Raw genomic sequence first — 20,160 nt, 5'->3', positions numbered from 1 at the left:
GTTCTAAAAAATCATGAGTCAATTTCATATATGACTTTAAATTTTGCTGCTAACTTTCTTGGATTAGATTCTGCTGCAACTCCTTTTGGGTTGAAAGCTATGCAAAGTTTACAAGAAATAAATCAGGATAAAGACAAAGCAAGTGATGCCCAAATTATGTTTATGTGTTTGCATGCTGCAGGTTTAACATTAATTCCAACATCAATTATTGGATATCGTGCTGCGGAAAATGCTGCCAATCCTGCAGATGTTATGTTACCATGTATTATTACTTCGTTTATTGGAACAATTGCTGCTTTTATTATTGTTGGAATTCGTCAAAAAATTAACTTCAAAAGTGCTTCTTTAGTCATTGCGTTATTCACCTTAATTGGTGCAATTGTTGGATTATTATTTTATATCAATGGATTAAATTTAGTGGAGAAAAACTTTTTTACAGCTAATCTTTCTGGTTTGATGTTAGTTGTAATAATTGCCTTTACCTTAATATTTTCTTGGATAAACGAAAAGAAATTCACTGCCTTAAAAACTACGATTTTCGACTCATTTGTTGTTGGAGCAAACAATGGTTTAAAAACTGGAGTAACGATTTTTCCTTATGTTTTAGCTATGCTTGTTGCTATTTCAATGTTTAGAAATAGTGGTTTGTTTGATTTAATTTCAAATGGAATTTCATTTATAGCTTCTAACATGGGAATGAATAAAGAAATTACAGATTCTTTACCTGTAGCCATGTTAAGACCTTTTAGTTCTGGTGGTTCTCGTGGTTTTATGATTGATGCCATGAAAACTTATGGACCAGATTCATTAACAGGAAGATTGAGCAGTATTTTTCAATGTAGTGCAGAAACAACATTTTACGTGATTGCAGTTTATTTTGGAAGTATAAATATGAAAAATACAAGATATACGCTAGGAACAATGCTTTTAGTTGATTTAATCTGTGTAATAACTGCTATCTTTGTTGCTAGTTGGTTTTTTTAATATAAAATAACAAATATGCCTTTTACTGATTCTTTTAAAGATTTTTATACGAGATTTAAAACTAGTTTAACTGATGGAACTTTTGCAAAATTGACTTTTGCAAAAACTATTGGAAATACTGAACTAAAAAACATTTACATTCGGCCAGTTATTGATGGAGACGAATTAAAATTGGAATTAAAGTTCCGTTTTCAACAAGAAGAATTGTTTGAAATTCATACTGTTGATACAGCTTTTGATAGATTGATTCCGTTTTTAAACAATCCATTTTTGTCTGTAATTTTATTTACGATTGAATTTGATTTGATGTATAAATTAAACAAAAAAAGAGTTGTGAATTTATCTGATCAACATCCTACTTTTGGAAATGCTAATGAGGTTTTATTAGAATATTTAAATAGTGGAAAAACTATTACATTTTAAGTTGTTTTTTGTTAATTATCAAAACATTAAAGAAATAAAAAAATCCCGATTACAATTTGTAATCGGGATTTTTAAGTTAACTAAAAATCTATTTATTGCTTAATAAATTTTTGATTGTTTATTTCTTCACCATCATTTATTTCAATTATATAAACTCCAGCATTCAAAGAAGAAACGTTAATCGCTTGTTGCGAAACTTCTCCTTTTAAAACTGTTTGCCCTAATAAATTGATAATGCTATATGAAGCTTTTTCAGAAGGAACTCTAACATTTAACATTCCATCCGAAACTGGATTTGGATAAATCATAAAGTCGCCATCAATTTCATCAACATTATTGATTGTTAATGAATTTGGAGTACTTAACGGTACAATACTATTTGGTGCAAAGCCAGTTCCAATAATCCCTTTTACTGTAACTTGATCAATGTAAACTAAATCATCATTTGCAGAGGCATCACATTGAATTCTAAATTGTGAATTTGTCGCAAAATTGTATTGAGCTTTTGTTAAATTAACAGTAGCAGAATAAAAAGTATTATTACTAAAACCTGATCCACTAACATAAGTTGCAACAGTAGTCCAAGTTGAACCATTATAGAAACGTACCCAGAAATCTTCATTTGTATCCATAGAATTTGCATAGAAATAGAATTTGAATTCTACTGCATCATATGAACTTAAATTAAATACTGGTGAAGTCATTGCAGATGGAGTACCCGAATTATCTCTTACGTAAATAGAAGAACTTCCTTCATACGATCTTGTTCCTGAATAACGAGCACAATCGCTTCCGCCATCAGACCAACCATCCCATCCAGATTCGAAGAACCCTTCGTGTAATGTTGTTGTAGAATTTCCTGTTGATCCACCTGAAGTTGTAAATGTAACTGCATTACTAGATGAAGAAACATTTCCTGCAGCATCTTTAGCTCTTACACTATAAGTATAAGAAGTATTCGCTGTTAAACCTGTAATATTAGCTGAAGTTCCAGCAACATTTCCTAATAAAGTTGAACCTTCATATACATCATAACCTGTAACTCCAACATTATCTGAAGAAGCGTTCCAAGAAAGTGTCGCTGAAGTATCAGCAACATTTGAAGCCGTTAAACTTGTTGGAGCAGACGGTGCTTGTGTGTCTGCTGTTGAACCAGTAATATTTACAGTATAATCTTCAACTTGACCATAAGAAAATGCCTCACATGATGTAGGTACTCCATTATATTTCATAGAAACTCTCATTCTAGTTATTCCAGTTGAAGCAGAAGCTGGAATCGTAAATGAACCACTTGCTGGAGTTGCTGTTGAAGTTGCTTTTGTCCAAACTGTTTCATCAGCATCCGCAAAATCTCCATCTTGATTATAATCAATAAATACTGCATAACCTTCACTATAAACAGTTCCTGTCCAAGATGGAGTTATTGTTATTGTATTTGTAGAACCTTGAGCAACTGAAGTTGAAATTGAAGTAAAGTCTTCATATCCAGCAGTTCCAGTTGAAGTATTATTTATTGAACCAAGAACTACTTTTCCAATTCTTTCATCAGCAGTATTGTTTCCTTGCGAAGCACAATAAGTTGTAGAACCTACTAATGTTGTAACTGTTGCTGTATTACTTACAGCCGATAAATTTCCTGCGGCATCTTTTGCTTTAATTGTAAAGGCATAAGTTGTTGAACCTGCTAATCCTGATGCGACAGTTGATGTTCCGGTTACGGTTGTAACTAAAGTTGCATCTCTATATACATTATAACCCGTTACTCCAACATTATCAGATGAAGCTGTCCAAGATAAGTTTGTAGATGAAGCCGTTGTTCCTGAAGCCACTAAGTTTGTTGGTGCAGATGGTGCTTGAGTATCTCCAGCTCCAGCATAAGCAGCTCCAACTCCAACAGCATAAAATGCATTTGTTGTTGCTATAACTTCAGGAGAACCTGCTCCATATAAATCTATTGCAGCTTGAATTCCATAAGTTCTAGCATTAGCATAAGTTGAATTAGCTGATAAATATTGACTTTCTAAACGATAAGCAATGTTTGATGCTTTGTCCATCCCAATTCCTGCAACACTATAAGTACTTCCAATATCGTTAGTTCCTGATTTTCCAACTACTAAAATATAAAACCAGTGATTTAAGACACCGCTATTGGTATGAACTCCACAATAATCATTATTTTGAGTAGGAGTTCCACAATTAACATTAACCCAGTAAGTTCCACCATAAGTGTCTGGTTGACCTTCACTTTTTGGATTACTCATTGAACGTAAAGCTAAATGACCTGAACGTCTTTCAATATCTTCACCAATTAACCAAGTACTTTTTGTTGGTGCTGCATAAAATTCTACTGCTGCTCCCCAAATATCTGAAAATGCTTCATTCATTGCTCCTGATTCTCTTTGATAAGCTAAGTTAGCGGTATAAGTACAGACAGCATGACCAATTTCGTGAGCCGCAACATCTAATGAAGTTAAGATGTCAAAGTAAGTTCCACTTCCATCTCCATAAGTCATTCTAGAACCATCCCAAAAAGCATTATCATAATTTGAACTATAGTGTACATAACTGTTAATTGCTGCACCTGAATTGTTAAAACTGTTTCTATTGTGTTTTACGCCCCAATAATCAAATGTTTTTTCTGCTCCCCAATGTGCATCTAATGCTCCATTGTCTTTGTTTGCAGTAAATTCAGCTGTTGTCCAGTTATTATCATTATCTGAGAAATTAACTGCAGAAGCATAATTAGTGCTTGTATTTAAATCATATGTGTTAACACCGCTACCACGAGTTGCATCTTTTAAGATATAACTTCCTCCACTTAATGTTGTTTCAATTGATTGTGAACCGCTATATCTAGTTGAAGCTGTTCCTGCAACTAAAGTTTCTAAAGTGTTGGTAAGTTGTTTTGTTTTTTCAGTTGAAACTTCTGGAATATATTTTGCCTTTTTTGTTAAAGGGTTGAATGAAGAATGTCCGAAATTATTAGCATGTTTGATTGTTGCGTTATAAAAAACAACTTCTCCATTTTGAGCATCTACATACACATCTCCTCTACTTAATGGCTGTGAAGCATAAATATCAAATTTATATACTAATTTAAGTTTTACTTTTTCTTTATTATCTGTAACATTATCATTAAAAACAGGAATAATCATAAGTTCTCCTTGAGGTTTTTGATAATTTCCTGCTAAAACTGCTTCCTCTGGATTATCCCATAAATAAGAGGTTGCTCCAATTTGTCTTGTAGCATTATTAAAAGCAACTGAAGCACTAACTGATGGAATTATTTTAAAATCATTAATTGGATACATTTCTCCACTAATTGAAACTACTTTTCCATTTTTTGAATGTAACGTATAAGTTACAAATTCTACTTTAATTCCCTTGTGAAACAATTGAAACTTTTCATGAAAGAATCCTTTACTGTCTTGTTCTGAATAAACTGAAACAAACTCAGAATCATCTGACAAATTAAACTGACTTTTAAAAATATTCCTCGAATCTTTAGTTGTATAAGAAGAATTTTCACTGAAAACGACTAAACTTACTTGTCCTTTTTCATCAGTAATTTTTTTCTTCACATTTTTATCTCCCTCTTGTGCGGAAACAGTTAATGAGAATAAACTGAGGGCAACTATTGCCATCCAGCTTTTAGGTAAATTTTTTTTCATAATAAATCTGTTGTTAAATTAGTTAATAGGCTTTAAATTTTAAGATTTTAAATATATTAACAATATTTTAATATTTATTACGGTAAAACCACATTTTTTTTATAAAACCACTATTTTTATTAACAAATTATTACCAATAACACAAAAAAAGCCAGCAATAGCTGGCTTTTTTATAAGAAAAACATTTTTATTTAATTTAAAATCATTTCTGGAATATCTCCTTCAATAATTAATGTGCCTTCTGTAGCCTTTTTTATATCTTCAATGGAAACCCCTGGAGCTCTTTCTAATAGTTTAAATCCTTTTGGTGTAATTTCAATTACTGCTAATTCGGTTACAATTTTTTTAACACAACCAACACCAGTCAAAGGGAGCGAACATTTCTTTAACAATTTTGATTCTCCGGCTCTGTTTACGTGCATCATAGCTACAATAATATTTTCAGCGGAAGCAACTAAATCCATCGCACCTCCCATTCCTTTAACCATTTTTCCCGGAATTTTCCAGTTAGCAATGTCTCCATTTTCTGAAACTTCCATAGCTCCTAAAATAGTTAAATCTACTTTTTGACTACGAATCATTCCAAAACTAAAAGCAGAATCAAAGAAACTTGCTCCCGGTAAAGTTGTAATTGTTTGTTTTCCTGCGTTTATAATATCAGCATCTTCTTCCCCTTCAAAAGGAAATGGTCCCATTCCTAGAACTCCATTTTCAGATTGGAATTCTACTGCAATATCATTTCTAACAAAATTGGCTACTAAAGTTGGAATACCAATTCCTAGGTTTACGTAGTAACCATCTTTTACTTCTTTTGCAATTCGCATTGCAATTTGGTTTTTATCTAGTGCCATAATTATTTCTGTCTAACTGTTCGTTGTTCAATTCTTTTTTCAAACTTTTCTCCTTTGAAAATACGATTTACCATAATTCCCGGAATATGAATTTGATTTGGGTCTAATGCTCCTGCAGGAACTAATTCTTCAACCTCGGCAATTGTTATTTTTGCTGCTCCAGCCATAACAGCATTAAAGTTTCTAGCCGTTCCTTTAAAAATTAAATTTCCCGCTTCATCTCCCTTCCAAGCTTTTACAATGGCAAAATCGGCTTTATAGGCTAATTCCATTATATGCATTTTACCATTAAATTCTCTAGCTTCTTTTCCTTCGGCCACTTCAGTTCCATATCCTGCTGGTGTAAAAAAGGCCGGAATTCCGGCTTGTGCAGCTCTGCATTTTTCGGCTAAAGTCCCTTGTGGTGTTAATTCTACATCTAATTCTCCTGAAAGCATTTGACGTTCGAACTCGGCATTTTCTCCAACATAAGAAGAAATCATTTTTTTGATTTGTCTCTTTTGTAAAAGTAATCCTAAACCAAAATCATCCACCCCAGCGTTATTTGAAATACAAATTAAACCTGAAATATTCATTTTTACTAGTTCAGCAATACTGTTTTCTGGAATTCCACAAAGTCCAAAACCACCTAACATAATAGTCATATTATCTTTTATGCCTTCTAATGCTTCTTGCACATTATTTACTTTTCTATTTATCATAGTTGTTCTAAAATTTGCTTAAATGTATAAAAAAAACACCTTCTTTCAAAGGTGTTTGTATAATTTTAAAATTGTAACTCATCAATATCAGGGACTACTGTTTCTGTTGTGTCAATTACTTTTTTCGCAGTCCAACAATCTACTTTTATAGACATATTAGCGGGTTTCGGAAATTTTTCTTGAGAAAGATTTAATGATTTATCTTTATAACATTTATCCATAAAAATACCCCAAATAGGTAAAGCCATAGTCGCACCTTGTCCGTAATAAGTTCTTCTAAAATGAGCTGATCGATCTTCATTTCCAACCCAAACACCAGCTGCTAGATTTGGAACCATACCCATAAACCAACCATCAGAATTATTTTGTGAAGTTCCTGTTTTACCCGCAATTTCATTTTGGAGATTGTAATTATAACTCATAAAACCTGCACTACCTCTTCTTAATCTTGCACCTGTTCCTGCATCTTCTGTTACACCTGCCATTAATTTTATAACTGCATAAGCGACTTCTTTATTAACTACATCTTTTGTTTCTGGCATACTTTCAAAAATAACTACTCCATTTTTATCTTCTATTCGAGTAATTATTTGAGGTTTTACATACTGTCCTTCATTGGCAAAGGTACTTAATGCAGCAACCATTTCTTCTACAGTAATTTCTACAGCTCCTAATGCAATAGCCGGTCTTGCTGGAATTTCTGAAGAAACTCCTAATCTATGAACCATATTAACAACGGCTTCTGGTCCAACTCTATCCATTAATTTTGCAGAAATTGTATTTACTGAATTTGCTAAAGCTTTTTTTAAATTGATTAAGCCTCTATATTTTCCATCTGAATTTCTTGGTGACCAAGATTGTGTAATTCCCCACTTTCCTTTTGGCATTGTAAATGGTGAATCTATTATAGAGTCACATGGTGACATTCCTAATTGATCAATTGCTGTTGCATATACAAACGGTTTAAATGTTGAACCAACTTGTCTTGCTCCTTGACCTACGTGATCATATTGAAAATATTTTTGATCAATCCCTCCAACCCAAGCTTTAACATAGCCCGTTTGTGGTTCCATTGCCATAAATCCGGTTTGAAGAAAATGTTTGTAATAGATTATTGAATCTTTTGGTGTCATAATGGTGTCTCTTTCTCCGTTCCAAGTAAAGATTTTCATTTTAGTTTTGACATCAAATGATTTTAAGATTTCATCTTCTGACTTTTCATCACTTTTCATGATTCTCCAACGCTCAGAATTTTTCATAGCTCTTTTGATGATGCTGTTGGTTTCATCATCGGTTAAATTAACAAAAGGAGCATTTTTTTTACCTTTAGCTTCCTCAAAGAATTTTGCTTGAAGGTTTTTTAAGTGTTCTGAAACAGCTTCTTCTGCATATTTTTGCATTTTTGAATCAATCGTAGTGAATATTTTTAAACCATCTTTATGAATATCATAAGTTGTCCCGTCTGGTTTAGGATTTTCTTTGGTCCATTTTTTTAAATAATCACGTAAGTATTCTCTAAAATAAGTTGCAATTCCGTCATTATGATTTTCTAATTTGAAATCTAATTTTATAGGTTTTGCTTTTAATTCTGTAAATTTAGCTTCAGATAGATGTTTGTTTCTAACCATTTGTCCAAGAACTGTATTTCTTCTCTCTAAGACTAAGTGTTTCCTTGAATCACGATTTGGGTTAAAAAAAGATGGATTTGTAAGCATCCCGACCAAAACAGCACATTCTTGTGTATTTAAATCTATTGGCTTTTTGTTAAAATAAATTTTCGAAGCTGATGAAATTCCAATTGCATTATTCACAAAATCTACTTGATTAAGGTACATTGCTATGATTTCTTGTTTGGTATATTGTCTCTCTAAACGAACAGCAATAATCCATTCTTTAACTTTTTGAACTACACGAACCACAATGTTTTTTGAACCATCGGCTCCATGAAATAGATTTTTTGCTAGTTGTTGTGTGATTGTACTTGCTCCTCCTTTACTTCCTAATTTAAGAACTGCACGTAAAGTTCCTTTTGGGTCAATACCAGAATGTTCGTAGAAGCGTTCATCCTCAGTAGAAACTAAAGCATTTACAAGATCATCTGGAAGATCTTTAAATTTAACAGGAATTCTGTTCTGAATAGCAAATTTACCAATGGTTTTTCCGTCAGAAGAAATAATTTCTGAAGCAATATTTGAATTTGGATTTTCTAACTCATCAAACGATGGCATTTCACCAAAAAAGCCCCATGAAGCTAGAAAGAAAAAAGCTACCATTGCAATCATTGCATAAGTAAAAAGAATCCAAAACTTTTTTACATAATCAGAAAAATTCTCTTTATTGTTCTTTTTTGCAGTTGCCATATTCTATATTATTTTTTTTCAATTCTAAAACCAACTTCTGTAATACCTTCTAAATCCTCAACTCCTTTTACCTTGCCCGTTTCTCGATTGGCTTGTGTTATTGAAATTGAATAGTTACCTGATTTAGGAAATTTAAAATTCTCTTTAAACCAAAGTTTATTGTGTTTTGTGTCAGTAATTCCCTCTCCAAGTAGAGTTCCATCAGGGTTTGCCATCAAATACTCTAAAGTATCAACCTTAACTATATTGTTGGGCTGATCCATTTTTACAATTAAAAACAAATTATTAAATGCATAGTCATTGTTGTTTCTTATTGTAACAAACATGTTATACAAATTGATAGTGTCTTTTTGTTCAAACGAAAATTTTATTTCCTTCTTATTGGTCCATTTACCATCAAGATTTACATATTCGTCATAAAACCTTTCATCGTCACAAGAAGTAAAAATCACGATAAAAAATAAAAGCAAAATACTATTTCCCTTTAGGTTCATTTGGCTTCTTTTTAAAATTTTTCTTTCTTTTATTGTTGTTTTTGTTCTTTTTTACGGGTTGATCAAATCGTGTTAAACTATCTTGACCTACAACATTTTGATATGTTTTTTCAATTTGAGGTGCTGCTTCTACAACAAAATCTTCAAGTGAAGCTACACGTTCTTTCTTTTTATTTACTTCTAAAATTTCTTTTACTTGAGCAACAGGTAAAACATGCCAATGTGCTGAATTATTTGCATATGAAAACCACATTAATTCTTTAAAAATGTCAATTTTTTGACAAAAAGCATCTCCTTTTTCAGTGTATAATTTAGTTTCCATATCTGGAATATGCTTTAGTGCGTCTAAATAAGTATCTAACTCATAATTTAAACAGCATTTTAATTTTCCACATTGACCGGCTAATTTTTGAGGATTTAATGAAAGTTGTTGGTAACGAGCTGCAGAAGTATTCACACTTCTAAAATCGGTTAACCAAGTTGAACAACACAATTCTCTTCCACATGAACCAATTCCTCCAAGTCTTGAAGCTTCTTGACGAAAACCAACTTGTTTCATTTCGATTCTTATGCTAAATTCGCGAGCAAAATCTTTTATCAATTGTCTAAAGTCTACTCTATCATTTGCTGTGTAATAAAACGTTGCTTTTGATCCATCACCTTGAAATTCAATATCAGAAATTTTCATTTCTAATTTTAAACTAATGGCTAATTCTCTAGCTTTTACTTTTATTTTTTCTTCTTTTTCACGGCAAACACTCCAAATATCAATGTCTTTTTGAGAAGCTTTTCGATAAACTTTTGCTAATTCACCATCAGGATTTTCACTTTTTTTCTTCATTTGAATTTTTACCAATTCTCCTGTAAGTGAAATTATTCCAATATCGTGACCTGGCGAAGCTTCAGTTGCCACAACATCTCCAATAGAAAGTGTTAGTTTTTCAGTATTTCTAAAAAATTCTTTTCTACCGTTTTTAAAACGTATCTCAACCGCATTAAAAGATTCTTGTCCACCAGGCAAAGCCATGTTAGACAACCAATCAAAAACCGTTAATTTGTTGCAGCTATCGGTGCCGCAAGTCCCATTATTTTTACATCCTTTTGGTGTGCCATCTTTTGCACCCGTAGAACAGTTTGTACATGCCATAATTTTGAATATATATATTGATTGTTCCGATTAAAGAACTACTTGTCAAAAGTGTATTTTGAATGTAAAGATACTATAATTTTACATATAGTCTAATGATAAATATTTGACTAAAAACAAAACCTACTTACATTGAAACGTAAATAGGTTTTATAAAGTATGTGATTTTAAATTCTTCTTTTTAGAAAATTCTTCGCTTTAATTCAAAATTTTAAATAATTTGTCTGAAAGCCTAACTCTAAAAGGGAGTTCAAAAGTAATTTTGTCTCCAGCTTTAGCTTCAGAAGCTTCTTGTCCATTCACAAACATTTTTTCTAGAATTAACTCTTGATTTCCTGTTGTTGGTCCAGAAATTAATATTTTATCGCCAATATTTAGTTCTTGCTTTTCTATAGTAAAAAGTCCAACTTGAGCTTTTACATAATAATGATCTGTTTTACCAACTAATGCTTTTTTTACTTTTATTTTTTGATGGATGTCTTTTGTTTTACTAACAACTGCTAGTGAAACATCACTTAACTCACCTGAATGTTTAAATTTTAAATTTTCAGATTTTCCTTTTCTAAAGACTTTATTTCCAACTTGCAAGCCTTTTCTTAATTTGACTTGTTCTACTAAAGGTAAATGTGTTGTTTCTAAACATGCTATTGAACAGCAATTATCCATAGCTGCTTTACATTCATCACATTGAATAAATAATAAATGACAACTATCGTTATAACAATTGGTATGATTGTCACATGGTTTTCCGCATTGATGACATTGGGAAACAATATCTTCTGTAATTCTTTCCCCTAAACGATTATCAAAAACGAAGTTTTTTCCAATGAATTTGCTTTCCAAATTTTCTTCTTTAATTTGTTTAGCATATTGGATAATTCCACCTTCTAGTTGAAATACGTTTTTAAAACCTTGATGTTTGTAGTAAGCACTTGCTTTTTCACATCGAATTCCTCCAGTACAATACATTACTAGATTTTTGGTTTCTTTGAAATCTTTTAATTGTTCGTTTATAATAGGTAGACTTTCTCTAAAAGTTTCAACATCTGGAGTAATTGCTCCTTTAAAATGTCCGACTTCGCTTTCATAGTGATTTCTAAAATCAACTACAATTGTGTTTGGATCCTCTAAAATTTGATTGAACTCTTTTGCCCTTAAATGAACCCCTTTATTTGTAACATCAAAGGTTGCATCATTTAAACCATCTGCGACAATTTTGTGTCGAACTTTGATCGTTAATTTTAAAAATGAATGGTCATCCTGATCAACAGCCACATTTAAACGGATTCCTTTCATGAAATCATAAACTTCTAGCGTATCGCGAAAAGCTTCAAAATTATCTGCAGGCACACTCATTTGAGCATTTATACCTTCGTGGGCAACGTAAATTCGTCCTAGAGCATCAAGTGCATTCCAAGCTACGAATAAATCATCTCTAAATTTTTTTGGGTCTTCAATTTTGGCATACGCATAAAAAGAAAGTGTAAGTCGTTGCTTACCTGCTTCATCAATAAGTTGAGCTCTTTCTTCTGCGCTTAATGTGTTATACAGTTGCATGCTATAAACGTTTAAGTGAGAAAATATTTAAACAAATCCTAAATGGAAGGATTTATTTGCAAAGGTAAAAAAATTGATAAAAAATCAAATTTTAAATTCTAAAATAAAACATATTAACAATTTTTGGCACACCAAAAAAAAGCAGTATTTTTACGAAAAATAAATGCAATTATGAGTTCAGATAAAGAAGCCAAATTAAAAGCGTTACAGCTAACATTAGATAAATTAGACAAAACTTACGGAAAAGGAACCGTAATGAAACTGGGAGATTCTGCTGTTGAAGAAATAGAAACGATTTCTTCTGGTTCACTTGGTATTGACATTGCTTTAGGAGTAAATGGATACCCAAGAGGTAGGGTTATTGAAGTATATGGACCAGAATCTTCTGGTAAAACAACTTTAACATTACATGCTATTGCTGAAGCTCAAAAAGCTGGTGGAATTGCTGCTTTTATTGATGCTGAGCATGCTTTTGATCGTTTTTACGCTCAAAAACTAGGTGTTGATATAGATAATTTAATTATGTCTCAACCAGATAATGGTGAACAAGCCTTAGAAATTGCAGAAAACTTAATTCGTTCTGGTGCAATTGATATTGTTGTAATTGACTCTGTCGCTGCCTTAACTCCAAAAAGTGAAATTGAAGGTGATATGGGTGATTCAAAAATGGGATTACATGCTCGTTTGATGTCTCAAGCCTTAAGAAAATTAACTGGAACTATTCACAAAACGAATTGTACTGTTTTCTTCATTAACCAATTAAGAGATAAAATCGGGGTAATGTTTGGAAGTCCAGAAACTACAACTGGTGGAAATGCCTTAAAATTTTATGCTTCGGTAAGAATTGACATTAGACGTTCTACTCAAATCAAAGATGGTGACAATGTTATAGGAAATAGAACAAAAGTAAAAATCGTTAAAAATAAAGTTGCACCACCTTTTAGAACTGCCGAATTTGACATCATGTATGGTGAAGGAATTTCTAAAGTAGGAGAAATTTTAGATTTAGCTGTAGAATATGAAATTGTAAAGAAAAGTGGTTCTTGGTTTAGTTATGGTGAAACAAAACTTGGTCAAGGAAGAGATGCGGTGAAAGGTTTAATAAAAGATAATCCAGAACTAATGGATGAATTGGAAGTCAAAATTAAAGAATATTTAGCAGAAAATAAATCATAATAAAGAAGCCCGAAATTTTTTCGGGTTTTTTTATATATTTAACGCAACCTTTTTCAAAAATTTGAATCTATTAAATATAATACAATAACAAAATGAAGAAATTTGTTTTTTTTCTGATGATGATTTCCATGGTGGTTTCTTGTAGCTTGGATGACGAACCAAAATCTGAACCTGTTGCTTTGCCGATTGAATCTGTAATAATTCCTTCAGATTGGCCGTTAAATCAATTGGGTGCTATTAAGGTTACATATAAAAGACCAACTACTTGTCATTTGTTTAATGGTTTTAACTACCAATATACAGATGAGTTTACTAGAACAGTTAATATTGAAGCTATAAAACTCAATGATGATAATTGTATTGATGCGAGTGCTGAATCCTATGAAGTAGATTTACAATTCAAACCTACAGAATTTGGTATTTATCATTTTAAATTTTGGACTGGAGTGGATGAAAACGGAAATAATACTTTTTTAGAATATGATATAGACGTACAATAATTTAAATATAATTTGTCAATAGAGCAACTCATACATGAATGTACTAAGAACAATACTAAAGCAAAAGAGCAACTATATAGACTATTGTCTTCTAAAATATTTGCTGTTTGTTTAAAGTATTCGAGAAATTATGAAGAGGCTCAAGATAATTTACAAGAAGGGTTTTTATTGCTTTTTGATAAAATTCATCAGTTTAAACACAAGGGATCTTTTGAAGGTTGGGCAAAGAGAGTTGTAATAAATTATATTTTACAACAATACAGAGCTCAAAATATTTTTGAAATTGTTTCTGAAAATTATCCAGATGAAATAGAAGTAGAATCTGAAGAAGAAAACATTACATTAGATTTTTTAACTCGCATTATTCAAGAGTTACCTGATCGCTACAGACTTGTTTTTAACCTCTATGTTATGGATGATTATTCACACAAAGAGATTGCTGAAATGCTAAATATAAATATTGGAACCTCTAAATCTAATTTAGCAAGAGCAAAAGCCATATTGAAAGAAAAAATAGAATTGAACAATCAAATGTCAATTCCAAAAATTAAATGAAAGAACAAAAAAACATAGAACGTTTATTTCAAGAAAAGTTTAAAGACTTTGAAGTTGCACCTCCAGAAATGGCCTGGAACAACATTGAAGCTAGATTAAATGAAAAGAAAAAGAAAAGAAGAGTTATCCCATTTTGGTTTAAAATATCCGGGATAGCAGCCTCATTGTTTTTGGGGTTCTACATTTATTCTCTTTTTAATAGTCTAACTATTGAAAAAAAAATTGACCAAAATTCCATAGTTGTTGAAGAGAAAAATAATTCCATTCAGAATCAAAATGGTTTGAATACAATTGAACCTAATCAGAATTCGAAAAACTCTTTAGATAAGCAAAATAGTATTCTAACAGAAATCGACAACTCAGATAATTTAGTTAATAAAATAAATACCGATAAAAATACTATAAAGAAAGAAAGAGACAATATCCTTAAACCAACTGAAAATCTGTTGTCCTTTTCAAAAAAGAACAAAAAAGAGAAAACAAATATTAAATCAAACCAAGAAAATCAAAACACTAAAGGTTTTAGCAAATTAAACTTAATAGAATCTGATAGTGAAAAGATTGAAATGAATACTAATTCTAATTTGGTAAAAAATGAAATTGATTTTGATAAAATAAATACGATTAATAAAGATAAAAACAGTTCTATTGTAGCAGAAAAAAAAGCAAACAATACAACTCAAGATAGTTCTCTAGTTGCAAAAATTTCTGCAGAAGTTAATGCATTAGAGCAATTGCTTAAAGAAAAAGAGGTGGGAAAAAATGTTGAGGAAAAAGAAAAAGAGATGCGAAATAGATGGGCGGTAAGTAGCAATGCTTCGCCCGTTTATTTTAATTCATCAACTAACGGTTCTCCGCTAGATGCTAAGTTTGAATCGAACGAAAAAAGTTACAACAATAAACTAAGCGTTGGTGTTGGACTTAGTTATGCTATAAACGATAAAATAAGCCTTAGAACTGGTCTTAATACTGTAAATCTAAATTACAATACCAAAGGTGTTGTTTTTTTTCAAGATGCTAATGCAAGAGAGATTCAAAACGTAAGTAAAAACCAAAGAGGTTCTTTAATAAATATTGAAAACAAAAGCACCGAAATTAATTCCTCCGTTGAAATAAATCAATTTGGGAATGATGTTAAAAAATATGATGGCGAATTAAACCAACAAATGGGTTATATAGAATTACCTTTTGAATTAAGCTATAAAATTTTAGATAAAAAGTTCGGCGTTAATTTTGTTGGAGGTATGAGTACATTATTCCTAAATAAGAATAATGTTTCACTTGTTTCAAATGGAATGGATATTGAAATTGGAGAAGCTAATAATTTAAACAAAGTACATTTTAGTAGTAATGTTGGTCTTAGCTTCAAGTATTCATTTTTTAATTCTTTTGACATCAATTTCAATCCAATGTTTAAATACCAACATAATACATATACTGATAACTCTGGGAATTTTAAACCTTATTTCATAGGGTTATATTCTGGATTATCTTATAAATTCTAATTTTTTGGTTAAAAATTTTAGTTAAGTTGTTTCATTCTTTTTTTAAAGATGGAACTGAAAAAGCACTCTAGCCACGAGTGCTTTTTTATTATGAGAAACTAAAGGTCTTTTAAAATCGCTTCTCTTACCTGCTTTTTAACAACAACTTTATCTTCTATTTTTAATCCTTTAGTCTCCACAAAAGAATGAATATTCACTCTCATTCTACCTGTACTTCCGCTTAAAAAAGTAAATGAAAATCGTTTTTTATTATCTAAAAACGTCATTGGTACAATCGGAATTTGGTGTTCAATGGCTAATCTAAAAGCACCATCTTTAAATTCATCTAATACTATAGATTCATCATCAGGCACACCACCTTCTGGAAAAATACAAACACTAAGTCCTTGATTAATTTTATGTTGTGCCATTTCAAAAACCTTGAAACGACTTCTGCTATTACTTCTATCCACTAAAATACAGGTTCGTTTATAGAAAAATCCAAACAACGGAATTTTAGCTAACTCTGCTTTTCCAACAAAAACAAACGGATTATCTTTTACTATAGCCAACATCAACATAATGTCAGTCATTGATGTGTGATTGGCAACCAACATATAACTTTTGCCTTTTTCAAACTCTTGTTCTCTTTCGATTTTATAATAAAATCCCATTCCAAACAAAATGAATCTTGCCCAAATTCGAGCCATAAAGAAAAATATTGGATACGTTTTTTCACTAAGAATTGAGAGCACCAAAAAAGGTAGCATAACCAATATTGGAATAAACATTAAAATATAAAACCAAACACGCCAAAGCACCCAAAATAGTATTTTAAAAATCTTCATTTAATAATATTTGTAACCAAACTTTTGGTATTTTAATCAATCATTTACCTGCTATCCACTCTATCTTTTTTTTACAAAAAAGGATGCCGTTCCTATCAGGGTTAGGGATTTGTGTTTTGGGCTTCTCTAAAGTGGTTTCAAAAGTAAACAAAATAAAATTTAAACCATACATTCTAAATCTTAATACAAAACCTTACTTTTGTAAAAAAGAACATATACTTAAATTCTGAAATAAATTCAGAACAAGTAAATTCAACACAATATGGCAAAAATATTAACAGGTGTACAAAGCACAGGAACACCTCATCTGGGAAATTTACTAGGTGCAATTATTCCTGCAATCGAAATGACTAATAAAAGCGATGATCAATCGTTTTTATTCATTGCAGATTTACATTCCATTACGCAAATAAAAAACGGAGAAACCCTTCGTCAAAATACATATAGTACTGCTTCTGCTTGGTTGGCTTGTGGTTTAGATGTGAATAAAGTTACGTTTTACCGCCAATCAGATGTGCCACAAACTACTGAATTGTCTTGGTATTTAAGTTGTTTTTTTCCTTTCCAACGCTTAACATTAGCACATTCATTTAAAGATAAAGCAGATAGATTAGAAGATGTAAACGCTGGATTATTTTCTTATCCAATGCTTATGGCTGCTGACATTTTATTGTATGATGCCAATATCGTTCCTGTTGGAAAAGACCAATTGCAACATTTAGAAATTACTCGTGATGTAGCTTCTCGTTTTAACCATCAAATGGGAGAAACTTTTGTGTTACCAGAAGCAAAAATTGATGAAAACACTATGATTGTTCCTGGAACCAATGGTGGAAAAATGAGTAAATCAGCTAACAATTACATCAATATCTTTTTAGATGATAAAGCGTTGCGCAAACAAATCATGGGAATTGAAACGGATAGCACACCACTTGAAGAAGCAAAAAACCCTGATACTTGTAATTGTTTTACTTTATACAAATTATTAGCTTCACCAGAACAAACTGAAATAATGAGAGCCAATTATTTAGGTGGAAATTATGGATATGGACATGCAAAACAAGCCTTATTTGAACTAATTGTAGAGAAATTTGCAACTGTAAGAGAAAAATACAATTACTACATCAACAACACAGAAGAAGTAGATAAATTATTATTAGATGGTGCTGCAAAAGCAAGTGAAGTTGCTAATGGAGTTATTCAGAGAGTTAGAGAGAAATTAGGATATTAATTTAATTGTAATATAAAAAGGTCTTCGACAAGCTCAGACTGACATCTCGGAGTTCGATTGTTACATTGTAAATTAGAAATAGTGTTTTTCATATTTACCTATTCCCAATTGATTATACAAATGTCACACTGAGCCAGTTTGTGCTGAGGAGGAAGTAAAGTGCTTAATATTAAGCCGAGTTTCTACTAGCATTAATATTTCCAAATAACGAACGCGTTACTATTTTTTCATAAATAGCTATTTGTTTTTCATCAGGATTTTTGCTTTCTTTTAATTCTTTTATTTTCAATAAAGCATATTGTTGAATGGTTAAAAGTGGTAAAACAATTTTCTCACGTAGTTCCACTGATGCTTTTCCATCAGGATAATTTTCCATTAGTTCTTTGTAGCCAGAAAGTTTTAATAACAAACGTTTCGTTTCTAAAAATTCGGTGTAAATCAATTGCCAAAATTCTCCAAATTCTTTGTCATTTTTCATATAAGCCGTTAAAGGAAAGAACGATTTGCTCAAAGCCATCATACTATTTTCAATTAACGTTTTAAAGAATAAAGAGTTGTTGTATAAATCCGAAACTTTTTGCCATTCGCTGTTGTCTTCATAATTTTTTAAAGCTGTTCCAACCCCAAAAAATCCAGGTACATTTTGTTTTAATTGACTCCAAGAGCCCACAAACGGAATCGCTCTTAAATCAGCAAAATCTAATTTATCCGATTGATTTCTTTTGGATGGACGACTTCCAATATTTGTTTTGGCATAGTAATTCAGCGTACTCATTCGTTCTAAATAAGGAACGAACATATCATGATTTTTAAAATCTACATATTTTTGATAACTGATTTCTGAAAGATTTTGTAGAATTACTTTTTCGCCAGTAGATAATTCATTTTCGTTTTTAGTAAAAACTTGATTACTAGCTCCAGCACTCAATAAATTCTCTAAATTATAACGACAAGAATCTACCGTTCCAAAATTAGAACTAATGGTTTGTCCCTGAACCGTTAATTGAATTTGTTGGTTTTCGATTGTTGGTCCAAGTGAAGCATAAAATTTATTGGTTTTTCCACCACCGCGAGCAGGTGGTCCACCACGACCGTCGAAGAACATGACTTTTACATCATATTTTCTTGAAATTGCTGTAAGTGCTTCTTTTGCTTTGTAAATTCCCCAATTGGCCATTAAATAACCTCCATCTTTTGTCCCGTCAGAAAAACCTAACATTATAGTTTGCTCGTTTCCTCTTTGTTTTAAATGATTAGCATACGTTGGATTGGTGTATAATTGTTCCATGACTTTATCTGCTTTTTCCAAATCTTCAACTGATTCGAAAAGAGGTACAATATCAACTGTTGGATTTTGCCATCCACATAGATGAAACATACTTAAGGTTTCAAAAACATGCAAAGCACTTTCATTATTACTAATTATATAACGATTACAAGCTTTTTCACCATTATTATCTTGAATAGTTTTCATGGCTAATATTGAACCAATTGTTGATTTCGTAATTTCATCTTCAAAGTCATTTTCCTCTAAATCTGAAGTTACGTTTGATAAAAATTGAAGTTTTTGATCTTCTGAAAGTGATTGATAATTTTCTGGGAAAATAGTTTTCTTACTTGAAACAATCGCATCAAAAACACGGGAATGAATTCTACTATTCTGGCGAATATCTAAAGTCGCAAAATGAAATCCAAACAAGTTTATTTTATTCAATAATAAGTCAATTTCATCTATATAAAGCGATTGATGTTTAGTTGCAACCAACATTTTGACTTGCAGTAATTTATCTTTCAATTCTTCTAAATTGATAAAAATTTCACCTTGAGAATAAAAAACGGAACGATATAATTTGTTTTCTACATCCGCGATTATAGTATCTACACCTATGAACGTTAATTTTCTTTTTAAATTTCTGATATCAGTATAATAATTTTTTAAAATAGAAGATCTTAATCTATCTGCAACTTTTAAAGTGATTTCTGTAGTTACAAATGGGTTTCCGTCTCTATCACCACCTGGCCAAAAACCTAAATTTAAAATGTCGTTTTTAGGCAATTCGCCATCTAAAATATTTTTCTGAATATATTGCATCATTGCACCAGCTGTTTCATAAAAAACGTTCTCCAAATACCAAATTAGACTAACTGCCTCATCATAAGGGGTTGGTTTTTCTTGTT

16 protein-coding genes are annotated in these 20,160 nt (G+C 31.3%); 7 read left to right on the top strand and 9 right to left on the bottom strand.

Going from position 1 to position 20,160, the window contains the following annotated elements; genetic code table 11:
- A partial coding sequence (locus AACZ53_RS07645) for a nucleoside recognition domain-containing protein (protein WP_339836635.1) occupies positions 1–984 on the top strand: 984 nt, incomplete at its 5' end.
- 15 nt (positions 985–999) lie between these two features.
- Complete coding sequence (locus tag AACZ53_RS07640) at positions 1,000–1,407, top strand: hypothetical protein (RefSeq protein ID WP_339836633.1); 408 nt, start codon at positions 1,000–1,002, stop codon at positions 1,405–1,407.
- A 92-nt stretch (positions 1,408–1,499) separates the two neighbouring features.
- Here AACZ53_RS07640 and AACZ53_RS07635 read toward each other — a convergent pair whose 3' ends face one another.
- From AACZ53_RS07635 to AACZ53_RS07605, 7 genes are all read right to left on the bottom strand, one after another.
- Positions 1,500–5,078 (bottom strand): M4 family metallopeptidase, encoded by a 3,579-nt coding sequence (locus AACZ53_RS07635; RefSeq protein WP_339836631.1) that lies wholly within the window; start codon positions 5,076–5,078, stop codon positions 1,500–1,502.
- A 191-nt stretch (positions 5,079–5,269) separates the two neighbouring features.
- Positions 5,270–5,929 (bottom strand): 3-oxoacid CoA-transferase subunit B, encoded by a 660-nt coding sequence (locus AACZ53_RS07630; RefSeq protein WP_339836628.1) that lies wholly within the window; start codon positions 5,927–5,929, stop codon positions 5,270–5,272.
- A 2-nt stretch (positions 5,930–5,931) separates the two neighbouring features.
- A complete protein-coding gene (locus AACZ53_RS07625; RefSeq protein WP_339836626.1) occupies positions 5,932–6,630 on the bottom strand; it encodes a CoA transferase subunit A in 699 nt (232 codons plus the stop codon).
- A 65-nt stretch (positions 6,631–6,695) separates the two neighbouring features.
- Positions 6,696–8,990 (bottom strand): transglycosylase domain-containing protein, encoded by a 2,295-nt coding sequence (locus AACZ53_RS07620; RefSeq protein WP_339836623.1) that lies wholly within the window; start codon positions 8,988–8,990, stop codon positions 6,696–6,698.
- An 8-nt stretch (positions 8,991–8,998) separates the two neighbouring features.
- Positions 8,999–9,484, bottom strand: a complete 486-nt coding sequence (locus AACZ53_RS07615; protein ID WP_339836620.1) for a gliding motility lipoprotein GldH — start codon at positions 9,482–9,484, stop codon at positions 8,999–9,001.
- The gene (gene ricT / locus AACZ53_RS07610) at positions 9,465–10,631 is read right to left on the bottom strand and encodes a regulatory iron-sulfur-containing complex subunit RicT (RefSeq protein ID WP_339836617.1); all 1,167 of its coding nucleotides are present in this window, start codon (positions 10,629–10,631) and stop codon (positions 9,465–9,467) included. The genes AACZ53_RS07615 and ricT overlap by 20 nt, the downstream gene beginning before the upstream one ends.
- A gap of 198 nt (positions 10,632–10,829) precedes the next feature.
- Positions 10,830–12,188: a rhodanese-related sulfurtransferase gene (locus AACZ53_RS07605; RefSeq protein WP_339836614.1), complete on the bottom strand. Its 1,359-nt coding sequence runs from the start codon at positions 12,186–12,188 to the stop codon at positions 10,830–10,832.
- Between the two features lie 171 nt (positions 12,189–12,359).
- On the opposite strand from AACZ53_RS07605, the gene recA reads away from it, so the two are divergent.
- The 4 genes from recA to AACZ53_RS07585 all read left to right on the top strand — a co-directional run bounded on the left by recA (position 12,360) and on the right by AACZ53_RS07585 (position 15,924).
- On the top strand, positions 12,360–13,364 hold the full coding sequence (recA, locus tag AACZ53_RS07600) for a recombinase RecA (protein WP_026717696.1): 1,005 nt from the start codon (positions 12,360–12,362) through the stop codon (positions 13,362–13,364).
- A 92-nt stretch (positions 13,365–13,456) separates the two neighbouring features.
- A complete protein-coding gene (locus AACZ53_RS07595) occupies positions 13,457–13,864 on the top strand; it encodes a hypothetical protein (RefSeq protein ID WP_339836609.1) in 408 nt (135 codons plus the stop codon).
- Positions 13,865–13,876: 12 nt separating this feature from the next.
- Positions 13,877–14,419, top strand: coding sequence for a sigma-70 family RNA polymerase sigma factor (locus tag AACZ53_RS07590; protein ID WP_339836606.1), 543 nt, complete (start codon positions 13,877–13,879; stop codon positions 14,417–14,419).
- Positions 14,416–15,924: a hypothetical protein gene (locus tag AACZ53_RS07585; protein ID WP_339836604.1), complete on the top strand. Its 1,509-nt coding sequence runs from the start codon at positions 14,416–14,418 to the stop codon at positions 15,922–15,924. Before AACZ53_RS07590 ends, AACZ53_RS07585 begins: the two co-directional genes overlap by 4 nt.
- Before the next feature lie 98 nt (positions 15,925–16,022).
- Here AACZ53_RS07585 and AACZ53_RS07580 read toward each other — a convergent pair whose 3' ends face one another.
- Positions 16,023–16,751: a lysophospholipid acyltransferase family protein gene (locus tag AACZ53_RS07580; protein ID WP_339836602.1), complete on the bottom strand. Its 729-nt coding sequence runs from the start codon at positions 16,749–16,751 to the stop codon at positions 16,023–16,025.
- A 262-nt stretch (positions 16,752–17,013) separates the two neighbouring features.
- On the opposite strand from AACZ53_RS07580, the gene trpS reads away from it, so the two are divergent.
- The gene (trpS, locus tag AACZ53_RS07575; RefSeq protein ID WP_339836599.1) at positions 17,014–17,982 is read left to right on the top strand and encodes a tryptophan--tRNA ligase; all 969 of its coding nucleotides are present in this window, start codon (positions 17,014–17,016) and stop codon (positions 17,980–17,982) included.
- 169 nt (positions 17,983–18,151) lie between these two features.
- Here the strand turns inward: trpS and AACZ53_RS07570 are convergent.
- Positions 18,152–20,160 (bottom strand): phosphoenolpyruvate carboxylase (locus tag AACZ53_RS07570; protein WP_339836597.1); only part of this gene is annotated, 2,009 nt, incomplete at its 5' end.

It is taken from the genome of uncultured Flavobacterium sp. (assembly GCF_963975005.1).
In the GTDB taxonomy this organism is placed as follows: domain Bacteria; phylum Bacteroidota; class Bacteroidia; order Flavobacteriales; family Flavobacteriaceae; genus Flavobacterium.
Note: the sequence above shows the minus strand (reverse complement) of the source record. Positions and strands in the feature narration are given on the sequence as shown.